General features: G+C 69.5%; 9 protein-coding genes. 4 read left to right on the top strand and 5 right to left on the bottom strand.

Going from position 1 to position 10,347, the window contains the following annotated elements; all coding sequences use genetic code 11:
• Positions 1–163 precede the first annotated feature (163 nt).
• Positions 164–610: a metallopeptidase family protein gene (locus ACZ3HV_RS21865; protein WP_465686806.1), complete on the bottom strand. Its 447-nt coding sequence runs from the start codon at positions 608–610 to the stop codon at positions 164–166.
• A 31-nt stretch (positions 611–641) separates the two neighbouring features.
• Here ACZ3HV_RS21865 and ACZ3HV_RS21860 point away from each other — a divergent pair, with 31 nt between their 5' ends.
• Complete coding sequence (locus ACZ3HV_RS21860; RefSeq protein ID WP_360363752.1) at positions 642–1,025, top strand: DUF3499 domain-containing protein; 384 nt, start codon at positions 642–644, stop codon at positions 1,023–1,025.
• A gap of 6 nt (positions 1,026–1,031) precedes the next feature.
• Here ACZ3HV_RS21860 and ACZ3HV_RS21855 read toward each other — a convergent pair whose 3' ends face one another.
• The 4 genes from ACZ3HV_RS21855 to ACZ3HV_RS21840 all read right to left on the bottom strand — a co-directional run bounded on the left by ACZ3HV_RS21855 (position 1,032) and on the right by ACZ3HV_RS21840 (position 7,364).
• Positions 1,032–2,510 carry a DUF5719 family protein gene (locus ACZ3HV_RS21855; RefSeq protein ID WP_465686805.1) on the bottom strand — a complete coding sequence of 493 codons (1,479 nt, stop codon included), beginning with the start codon at positions 2,508–2,510 and terminating at the stop codon, positions 1,032–1,034.
• A complete protein-coding gene (locus tag ACZ3HV_RS21850; protein ID WP_465686804.1) occupies positions 2,507–5,419 on the bottom strand; it encodes a glycosyltransferase family 2 protein in 2,913 nt (970 codons plus the stop codon). The genes ACZ3HV_RS21855 and ACZ3HV_RS21850 overlap by 4 nt, the downstream gene beginning before the upstream one ends.
• A gap of 149 nt (positions 5,420–5,568) precedes the next feature.
• Positions 5,569–5,820, bottom strand: coding sequence for a WhiB family transcriptional regulator (locus ACZ3HV_RS21845; protein WP_020389877.1), 252 nt, complete (start codon positions 5,818–5,820; stop codon positions 5,569–5,571).
• Positions 5,821–6,143: 323 nt separating this feature from the next.
• The gene (locus ACZ3HV_RS21840) at positions 6,144–7,364 is read right to left on the bottom strand and encodes a hypothetical protein (protein ID WP_465686803.1); all 1,221 of its coding nucleotides are present in this window, start codon (positions 7,362–7,364) and stop codon (positions 6,144–6,146) included.
• A gap of 116 nt (positions 7,365–7,480) precedes the next feature.
• On the opposite strand from ACZ3HV_RS21840, the gene cofD reads away from it, so the two are divergent.
• The 3 genes from cofD (at position 7,481) to ACZ3HV_RS21825 (ending at position 10,235) form a co-directional block, all read left to right on the top strand.
• Complete coding sequence (gene cofD / locus ACZ3HV_RS21835; RefSeq protein ID WP_360363760.1) at positions 7,481–8,458, top strand: 2-phospho-L-lactate transferase; 978 nt, start codon at positions 7,481–7,483, stop codon at positions 8,456–8,458.
• Positions 8,455–9,429 (top strand): coenzyme F420-0:L-glutamate ligase, encoded by a 975-nt coding sequence (locus ACZ3HV_RS21830; protein WP_360363762.1) that lies wholly within the window; start codon positions 8,455–8,457, stop codon positions 9,427–9,429. Before cofD ends, ACZ3HV_RS21830 begins: the two co-directional genes overlap by 4 nt.
• Positions 9,430–9,515: 86 nt before the next feature.
• Positions 9,516–10,235 (top strand): DUF3105 domain-containing protein, encoded by a 720-nt coding sequence (locus ACZ3HV_RS21825; RefSeq protein ID WP_465686802.1) that lies wholly within the window; start codon positions 9,516–9,518, stop codon positions 10,233–10,235.
• Positions 10,236–10,347 lie beyond the last annotated feature (112 nt).

The following is a 10,347-nucleotide window of genomic DNA, read 5'->3' as shown; positions in this document are numbered from 1 at the left end:
TGTAGACAGCACAGGAACTGCTGGATGCGGACCCGTCCCAGGTCACCGTCTCCTGTCAGGTCACCGTGCGGTGTCACTCCAGGGGACCCACACATACCGCAGAAGAGCCGGATAACCCTTCGAAGCAGACTGGGTTGGGTGTGGGGTTGGTGGCGTGGGGGCGTCAGTCGTCGTCCGGGTCGAAGTCGGGGTCGATCTGCTCCGGGGAGAGCGCGAGTACGTCGGCCAGCTCCAGGACCAGCGCGGACCGGACCAGCCAGGCCAGGCCGGCGCCGGAGCGCTCGGCGCGCAGCTCGATCGGCCGCCGGAACACCACGATCCGGTACGGCTCGTGCGACGTACCGCCGCTGGCGTGGGTGAGCGGGATCTCGGTCTCGTCGAGCTCCAGGTTCGGCACGTCCTCGATCGCGAACTCGACCCGGGCGACGACCTGCGGCAGCCGCTTCTCCAGCCGGGTCACCTCGATCGCGACCACCTCGTCGAACTGGGCCGCGGCGGCCCGCTGCAGCGGCAGACCCCGCGGCGCGAACCGGCTCGGCCGGCTGATCGGGCCGAGCATGCCGCGCCCGTGGCGGTCGATGTGCCTGCGATGACGGCGAGCCTCGGTCACGCGCTCAGCCTAGTGGGGGTAACGTCTGGTCGTGAGCATCGCCAGGATCTGTTCGCGCGCCGCCTGTCATAAACCGGCTGTGTCGACGCTCACCTATGTGTATGCGGACTCTACGTGTGTGCTCGGCCCACTGGCGACGTACGCCGAACCGCACTGCTACGACCTGTGTGCCGACCACGCCGACCGGCTGACCGCACCGAACGGCTGGGAAGTCATCCGGCTCGCTCCGGACCCGGCCGCGGCCGGACCGTCTTCGGACGACCTGGAAGCCCTGGCCAACGCGGTCCGCGAGGCCGCGCGGCCCCTGCCCCGCCGAGAGCCGGGCACCGGCACTCCCGGCGCACCGGTCGAGATCGCCCGCCGACGTCACCTGCGAATGCTCCAGGACCCCGGCGCGAACACCTCCGAAGGCTGACCTACCTCACCGCAGGGCTGCGGTGAGGTCCGGCTGAGCGCCTAGCTGAGCCCGGAACACCAGTGAGGTGTTGAGCGGCCAGGCAGCCACCTGAGCCACGTCGTCGTCGCCCGGCTTGGCCGCGGGCATCAGCGTGACGCCGGCCACGACCGTGCCCCGCGTCTGCTCGACCATCAGGTACGTCGCGCGCGGTTGCGCCGCGAACGAGATCGGAGTGGTCGCGCCACCGACGACATCGACGGCCCGCGTCTGCAGCACGCGTCCGGCCAGATCCCGCAGCTCGAACTTCACGCTCCCCGTCTTCCCCGGTGCGGTCACCTGCAGGACAGCCGGCTGCTGGTGTGCAGGCAGAACCAGGTACGCCGGTCCCGTGAGCGCCTCGGCCGACCCGATCGACGCGAAGTCCTCACCACTCTTGTCCGAGATCCGCATCGACGCGGTGACAGGCTGGTCCGACGACAGGGTGATCGCACTGGCATCGCCGTTCAGCACCGTGTCCAGCTTGAACGTCTTCACCGACCCGGCCGCGATCTGCACGGTCTCCAGACCGGCCGGCTTGAATGGGCCGTTCGGCCCGTTCACGGTCAGGCTGGCAGTCGCCTGCAGGTCCGACGGGTTCGCCACCGACAGGAACCGCGTTCCCGCACCCGGCGCCGAGGCCGGCACGAACACCTTGGTCGCGGGCGGAGCCGACGCGTTCAGCCAGTCCACACCGGCCGGCTTGCCGTTCGTGCTCGGGTTGCTCCGCACCGCGGGCGCCACCCGTCCACCGGTGGACTCGACATGCAGGGCGACATCCCGCAGGTTGGCCGCAATCTGGCCGAGGAACAGTTCGAACGTCCCTCGCGCCGGTACGACGATCCCCCGTGCGGCAGGCAGGTCCTGCGGACCACTCCGCGCGTACACGGTGACGTTGACCTCTGCGTTGATGCTGTCCAGGTTCGTCAGCACCAGCACGTCGCGCCGGTCGCTTGCTCCGGATGCACCAACGAACCAGAAATCCGAACCGGGCAGCTGGCACGGCACGCTGGCCATGCCACGATTCACTCCCTCGGTGGAGGTCGTCGTACTCGTGCCGACGGTGCCGGCGGCCAGTGGTCCGGTGCCGTGGATCGTCAGCGGCACGGGCTTGGTAGCCGGAGTGGTCGAGCCGATCTTGCCGCGCACGAGCAGCGAACCGACCGGATTGGCTGTGGCCGCCAGTGGGGTGATCGACAGCGGCGCATCGCTGCCCGACGCGGTCGGAGTGCCTTCCGGCAGGGTCGGGGACACCGCGTTCACAACGCTCGCGAGTTTGCCGCCGGCGGCGAGCACCGGGCAGGACAACGCCGTACGGTTCACGATCGTGGGTGCCGGCGCGGCAGCGTCCTCTGGTCGGGTGTTCGGCTCCTTGGCGTGGGTCACCACAGCAAGGCCGGCGATCACGGCCATCGCCAGCACACAAACTCCGAGCCGGATCCGCGGGTCCGACAGCAACCGGCTCACCGGTCCCTCCTCGCATGGGTGCCGTGCGGGACAGGGGCAGTACGGCGCACTGTCGGCAGGCAGAAGATCAGAGCGATGATCCAGCCGATGATGCCGAGCAGTCGCCACAGCGTGTGGGTCTGGTCCTGCAAGGGCGAACTGCCTTCCACCTTCGATCGGTCCACCAGCCATGACGCGTCGCCATCGTTCGCACTGGCCCGGGTCAGACCAGGCAGCGAGTCGAGCGTCGACTGCAAGGTCGGATCAACCGGAGCGGGCAGGTAGACGTAGTCGACTGCCAGTCCGGCCAACTGCCGTCCCTCTTCACCCGTGCCACCGCCACCCAGGGTCGACAGCACCTCCGTGATCGGCTTGGTCTGCTCCGCCGTCGGCGCGGCCTCCAGCGCGCCCATCCGCGGGCCGCCGTCCTTCACCAAGGAGAACCGCATCTCGCCGCCCGGCTCCTTGCGGACAACAAGGATCGACTGGTTCCCGGGCGGGTCCTGTGCTGACACCAGGTACGCCGGCAGGTCCTGAGCCGGCCCGCGCCACAGCGGGCCGTCCATCCCACGGACCAGCCAGAACCCGGCCGTCACGATCGTCGTCACCAGCACGATCCCGAGCACGCCCTGCACGATGATGTCGGTGGACCTACCGACCGAGTCCCAGGCGACCGTCACCGCGATGATCCAGCCGGCCGTCATCAGGAACATCAGCGGCCCACTGCCACCACCCAGCCGGCTCGCGACCAGCGTCCCGGCCAGGCCGGCCATCGCGGCGAACCACCCGAGCAACTCGTACCGCTGCCGAGACTGACGCAGCAAACTGAACAACGCCACCAGAATCAGCGGTACGGCGAACCACCATGGCGTCGGCCCACCTAGCGGCGTACCCGTCAGCAGGTGCTGCAGGCTGTCGCCCGGACCGATCGCGGCAGTGGGCGGACCACCGGCCTCTTGTCCCAAGCGCGACGGGTGCAGCACCAGCTGGATCGTCCACGGCAGCACGAGCAACAGACCCAGTACGACGGAGAACACCAGCTGGCGACCTTGCCGGCGCCAGCCGAGGCCAAGCACCGCACCGAAGACCAGCAGGACGCTGATCAGCAATCCCAGCGCCGGAGTGAAGGCGAAGAGCACGGCCTGGCAGATTCCGGCGAACCATGCGGCCCGCCAGCTGCCTTGAATGACCACACGACGCCGCCGGGCGACGGTGTGCACGGCAGCACCGAGCAGCGGCAGCACGATCGCGGCCACACAGGTCCCGATCCTGCCTTGGCTGATGGCGCCGTTCGTGAACACAGCAAGCCCGTACGCCGCCGCGCCCCACGCCCGCGCCATCCGGTCCACGACGAACGAACGCAGCAACGCCCACGCGGCCAGAGCGGCGAGCGGGACGGCACCGAGTAACAGCAGGTTCGTCGCGCCGCCCGGGCCGAACGTCACCGTCGAGAACGCCCAGAACTGCGCCAGCCAGGCAGGAGGCGTCACACCGGGAGGACCCGAAGCCGCGGCATGCCAGAGCGCACCAAGACTCTCGTGCGCGGGCAGCAAGAGGTGGGACCGCAGTGCACCGCTGCCGATCAGGCTGCGGGCCGAGATGAACGCACCGATCGCCAGGAACACCCACGCGACCAGGAACGGGCGACGGATCAGCTGACGACGCCAGCGCGGCTGATCGGTGGCGACCCGCGCGGTGGACTTCGCCCTGCGAGCGGTCGTGACGACCTGCTCCTCGGGCTCGTCCGCCCAGGCCTCGCGGATCCGCTCGGAGATCGTGCCGGTGGTCTCTTCCAGGTTGTGCCGCAGGGCGTGCACCGACCGGGAGAACAGTCCCTTGATGTCGTCGTACGGGACCTGGTCGAGGTGGCGGCGGTTCTTGCGGGCTTGGGTCCAGCCACCGGCCAGCAAGGTGCCGAGCAGGGCGGTCCACTCGTCGACCGCTCCGGAGGGTGTCTTGCCGAGGAGGAACCAGATCGAGCGCAGCACAGTGCCGAGCAGGAAACGCAGGATCAGCAGTGGGAGCAGCTTGCCGGGCGCGTTCGCGAGCACGGTGTAGTACGCGTGCGCACGGTCGAGCTGATAGGCGTGCCGACGGGTGCCGGCCAGCGCGCGCTCGCCGGTCGCGGCGGCCTGGGCGTGGTAGATGACCGCATCCGGCGCGACGCCGACCTGGTAGCCGGCCCGGCTGGCGCGCCAGCCGAAGTCGATGTCGTCGCGGAACATCGGCAGCCGCGGGTCGAAGCCGTGCAGCGCCTCCCAGACGTCGCGGCGGACCAGCATGCCGGCCGAGCTGACCGCGAGGACGTTCCGCGGCTGGTCGTGCTGGCCCTGGTCCAGCTCACCGTTCTCGATGCCGGTGTCGCGGCGGCCGCCGAGTGAGGTGGTGACGCCGACCTCGAGCAGTTCGCGGTCGCGCGGCCAGAGCCGCAGTTTCGGGCCCCAGACCCCGACATCCGGCGAGATGGTGGCCTGGAGCAACAATTTCTCGAGGACCTTGGGGGCCGGCGCGCAGTCGTCGTGCAGCAGCCACAACCACTCGACCACCGGCATCTGCGCGTCGTCGCCGTACGGGCCGTACGGCGACGGGATCGGCGCGAAGCCGACCGCCTCGATGCCGCGGGCGACCGCGGTACCGAAACCGGTCCGGGCGGACACGCTGACCACCGGCTCGACGCCGGGCATCGCGGCCAGCAGTTCGGCCGTCTCGTCGGTGGATCCGGTGTCGACCGCGATCAGCCGGTCCGGGCGTGGGTTGAGCGCCCACAGCGCCTCGGACAGCCGCGGCAGCCAGGCGGCACCCTCATGCCCGACCACCACCGCGGTGACGACGTGCCGAACCCGCGGGCGGCCCATCGGGTCGTCGATGTGATCGGTCGGGAAGTCGACAGAGTCGAAGAACTCCCAGCCGGCCGGAGCTTCTTGTTCCATACGGAGCTGTGACACCTCGATGGTTACGGACGGTCTGGGTCACCATACAGCCGTACGCCGAAGCCCAGAAAAGCCGCGGGCCCCGGTGACTGGTCGTCCCCGGGGCCTCGCGGAAAGTTCGTGTGAAGTTGTGTGCCGGGTAGTGACCGTCAGACGGCCTTTTTCTTCAGCTTGCGGCGTTCCCGCTCCGACAGCCCGCCCCAGATCCCGAAGCGCTCGTCGTTCTGCAGTGCGTACTCGAGGCACTCGCCCCGCACGTCACACCCGAGGCAGACCTTCTTCGCCTCACGGGTGGAACCGCCCTTCTCCGGGAAGAAAGCCTCTGGGTCGGTCTGGGCGCACAGTGCCCTTTCCTGCCAGTTCGGCTCCTCCTCGATCGCCTCACCGTCGACAATCGCCATCAGGCCCTCTGTCACGGTACGACCTCCTCGACCCTGTTCGTTCCCCTGTACATGTGGGTTTGCGGTCCCACATGCCTGACCTCGACCGTTCTGTGTGCTGAAAACGGTCCCCGATACCGAGTGTCAACGAACGACACGATTGAAATTACATTCCTGCAATCCACGAAAGTCAAGCCGTGGTCTGCTATTGGCGTCATCCGCAACACGGCTGCAAAAGAACGAGAGGCCTGCGTACACAGGCCTCCCGCATCCGTCGACGCCCGGGCGAGGCGGTGTGAAGTAGTTTCACGGCCACCTCGGCAAGGGCTTGCTGCTTGTCAGCCTCAGGAAGGCTGGGACCACCAGCCCTGCTGGCCCTGACCCTGCTGCGGGTTCTGCTCGTCCTTCTCGGGCTCGGTCACCCGCGGGTCGACCCGGGTCTCGTCAGCCGCCTCGGTGGCCGGCTGCTCCGGCTGGGCTGCCGGCTCGGCGGCCGGGGGCTCCTCGGCCTGCCAGGCCTGCTCCTGCGGCCACGCCTGGGCCTCGGGCGCCTCGTGCGAGCCCTCTTCCCGGACCGCGTGCTCGCCCTGGCCGGCCCACTCCTGCTGACCCTGCGGCTGCTGCTGGCCGTAGTCCTGACCGCTCCACTGTTGCTGGCCGGCGTCGCCGCCGCCCCACTGCTGCTCCTGCGGCCACTGCTGGCCCTGGTCCTGGCCGCTCCACTGCTGCTGACCTTCGGAGCTCCACGCCTGCGTCGGCTCGACGCCCTGGCCCTCGGCGGACCAGGCCTGCTCGGCCGGCTGCTGCTGCGGGTCGGCGTGCTGCTGTGCCTCGGCCTCGCCGGCTGACCAGGCCTGCTGCTCACCCTGGTTCCAGCCCTGCTCCTGCGGCCACTGCTGCTGGTCGCCCTGCGCCGCCGCGTAGCCACCGACCGCGCCGCCTGCGGCTGCCGCGCCGTACCCGCCGTACTGGCCCTGGCCCTGGTCGTACTGACCGTACTGGCCCTGCGGCTGGCCGTAGCCACCCTGCTGCTGACCGTACGGCGCGGTCTGGCCGTACTGCTGCTGGCCGTACTGGCCCTGCTGACCCTGGGGCGCGAACTGACCCGGCTTGGGCGCACGGACCGGCGCCGGCAGCGCCTGGTACGTCTTGAGGATGTAGAGACCGGCGGCACCGTACAGAGCCAGGCCGGCGAGTGCGTAGATGAAGCCCACGACCTTCAGACCGGCGGTGCTGGTCTCGTTGAAGCCCGCGAACGCCGTGATCAGGCCGACCAGCAGCGCCACACCTGTGATCACCAGCGCGGCCAGGGCCACGGTACGGGCGTTCGGCGTCCGCTCACCGGCCTCGCTCACCAGCCAGACCGCGCCCGCCAGGGCGACCAGCAGCAGGAGCGCGCTGAACGAGGGCGGGGTGAGTATGCCTTGCACGCCTCCGGCGGCAGCTGTGAAGCCGGCGCCGCCGACGAACAGCCGGATCAGCGAGGCCAGCACGAGCAGGCCGGCGAATGCGAGCAGGATGTACGCGACCGGCTCTCTGAGCTTCTTGGTTGCGTCGGTGACCACGAGGGCTCCTCGGGATGTTGGGGGGCCGTACAACTGAGCTGTGCGGATGGTTCGGACCCACCGCAGCATAGTCGTGCGGTGGTCCGACCGATTGACGACTCGTGCAGACTCTTCCCATGCGATTGACAGTGCTGGCCGGTGGCATCGGCGGATCCACGTTCCTGCGCGGGCTGCTGAAGGCCCGCCCGGACGCCGAGATCACCGTGGTGGGGAACACCGCGGATGACATCACCCTGTTCGGGCTGCGGGTCTGTCCGGACCTCGACACGGTGATGTACACGCTCGGTGGCGGCATTTCGGCCGAACGTGGCTGGGGCCGGGAGGACGAAACCTGGGTGATCAAGGAGGAGCTCGCGGCGTACGGCGTGGAGCCGACCTGGTTCGGCCTCGGCGACCGGGACGTGGCGACCCATCTGGTCCGCACACAGATGCTCGACGCCGGGTACGGCCTGACCGCGGTCACGGAGGCGTTGTGCGAGCGCTGGAAGCTGCCGGTGCGGCTGCTGCCGATGAGTGACGACCGGGTCGAGACCCACGTGGTCGTGGACGATCCGGACCAGCCCGGCCGGCGCAAGGCCGTCCACTTCCAGGAGTACTGGGTCCGCTGGCACGCGGAGGTCACCGCGCACCAGATCGTCGCCGTCGGCCAGGAGAAGGCGAAGCCCGCGCCCGGTGTGCTGGATGCCATCGCGGACTGCGACGCGCTGATCCTGCCGCCGTCCAACCCCGTCGTCTCGATCAGCACGATCCTCGGCGTACCGGGGATCCGGGAAGCGGTCCGCGAGACGTCCGCGCCGGTCATCGGGCTGTCGCCGATCATCGGCACCAGTCCGGTCCGTGGCATGGCCGACAAGGTGCTGGCCGCCGTCGGTGTGGCCTCGACCGCCTCGGCCGTGGCGCGGTACTACGGTTCGCGCGCGTCCGGCGGCGTACTGGACGGCTGGCTGATCGACAGCTCGGACGCGATCCAGGCGGATTCGATCGCCGGAGCCGGAATTCACGTCCAGGCGGTGCCGTTGTGGATGACGGACGAGACCACCACCGCCGCGATGGCTACCGCGGCACTGAACCTCGCGGAGGCCGTACGGCGATGAGGAAGCACCTGGACGTCTTCCCGGTGACCGGACTCCCCGAGGTGGCGGCCGGGGACGACCTGGCCGCGCTGATCGCCGAGGGCACCGATCTGCGGGACGGCGATGTCGTGTCGGTCACGTCCAAGATCGTCAGCAAGGCCGAGGGCCGGCTGACCCACGGCACCCGGCAGGAGGCGATCGACGCCGAGCTCGTGCGGGTCGTGGCCCAGCGCGGCGAGACCCGGATCGTCCAGACCCGGCACGGCCTGGTGATGGCGGCCGCCGGGACGGATACGTCCAACACCGCCCCCGGCACGGTCCTGCTGCTCCCGATCGACCCCGACGAGTCGGCCCGGCAGCTTCGGACCGCCCTGAAGCAGCGGTACGACGTCAACGTCGGCATCGTGATCACGGACACCCTGGGCCGCCCGTGGCGCAACGGTCAGACCGATCTGGCCATCGGTGCCGCCGGAGTCCGCGTGGTGGAAGACCTCCGCGGTACGACGGACAGCCATGGCAACGTCCTCGCGGTGACAGAGCCGGCTCTGGCCGACGAGATCGCCAGTGCGAGCGAGCTGGTCAAGGGCAAGGCGGATGGCGTCCCGGTCGCCGTACTGCGGGGCCTGCAGGACGCCGTACTCCCAATTGGGGAGCACGGCGCCGGTGCGCGGGCTCTGGTGCGGGACGCCGAGCAGGACATGTTCAGCCTGGGGACTCGCGAGGCCGCGCGGGCCGCCGTACTGGAACGGCAGGCGCCTACCGGTCCGCGGGACGTCGATCCGGCGCTGTGGGACGGGCTGCTGGACGAGGCGGAGGACATTCACCTCGAGCTGCTTGACAACGCTGTCACGGTGTTCGGTGACGAGCCGGTCGCGGTCGGGGTGATCGCTGAGCGGCTCGCCGTACTGCTGCACGCGGAGGGGTACGGCGTCAGCGTGCGCACCGGACCGGGCAGTGAGGCGACGATCACGTTCGGCTCACGGTCGAAGTAGTTTTCTAGGCAACCTCTCAGGGTCGCTGCGTACACTGCTCCCGCACGGCGGCGCGGTGGCCGCCCAGATCCGGGAAGACCAACACTGTGGGTAAAGCGTCGTCGCAGAAGAAGTCGCGCCGCGAGATGATCGAGAAGATGCAACGGGACCAGGCCCGCACGGACCGGAACCGGACCATCCTCATCGTGGTCGCGTCGATCGTGATCGGTCTGGCGATCATCGCCTACCCGGCGATCCGGCTGATCCAGGACTCCCGGACCAAGAACCAGGCCATCACCGAGCTCGGCGTGGCCGCGTCGGCGGCGTCCTGCGACGCACCCACCAACGACGAGGCCGGCGGCACGCAGGACCACAAGCCCGACGGCACCGTGATCAACTACTCGGTCTCACCGCCGTCGTCCGGCCCGCACTACGCGACCTGGGCGCCGTTCAACAAGAAGTTCTACACCCTCGACGACCGGCCGCCGGTCGCGAACCTGGTGCACAACCTGGAGCACGGCTACACGATCCTCTGGTACAAGGAAGCCCTCCCCAAGGACCAGATCGACCAGATCGAGAAGCTCTCCAAGGCCAAGCTGCCGGACAGCACCAACGGCAAGTTCATCGCCGCGCCCTTCCGCGAAACCGACGGCAAGCCCTGGCCGGACGGCAAGAACATCGCCTTCTCCCACTGGAGCGGCAACGCCACGGGCCAGGACAAAGCCTTCGGCCACCGCCAGTTCTGCGGCTCCGTCAGCGGCGACGCCCTCAAGCAGTTCATGGACAAATACCCCTCCACAGACGCCCAAGAACCCGCCGGCGGCTAACCCCACCCGCGCACCCGAACGCCCCCGACAGACACCGTCCGTCGGGGGCGTTCGCTGTCCGGCGAAGCGGACGTGTGGCACTCACCAATGCGCGGGGCCGAGGTGGATCACG

The organism is Kribbella sp. NPDC020701, assembly GCF_055562215.1.
Note: the sequence above shows the minus strand (reverse complement) of the source record. Positions and strands in the feature narration are given on the sequence as shown.

What these genes read in the sequence shown, in the direction of transcription:
- cofD (WP_360363760.1), top strand. Translation starts at nt 7,481, where the DNA reads ATGCGATTGACAGTGCTGGCCGGTGGCATCGGCGGATCCACGTTCCTG.
- ACZ3HV_RS21830 (WP_360363762.1), top strand. Translation starts at nt 8,455, where the DNA reads ATGAGGAAGCACCTGGACGTCTTCCCGGTGACCGGACTCCCCGAGGTG.
- ACZ3HV_RS21845 (WP_020389877.1), bottom strand. Translation starts at nt 5,820, where the DNA reads ATGGCGATTGTCGACGGTGAGGCGATCGAGGAGGAGCCGAACTGGCAG.
- ACZ3HV_RS21850 (WP_465686804.1), bottom strand. Translation starts at nt 5,419, where the DNA reads ATGGAACAAGAAGCTCCGGCCGGCTGGGAGTTCTTCGACTCTGTCGAC.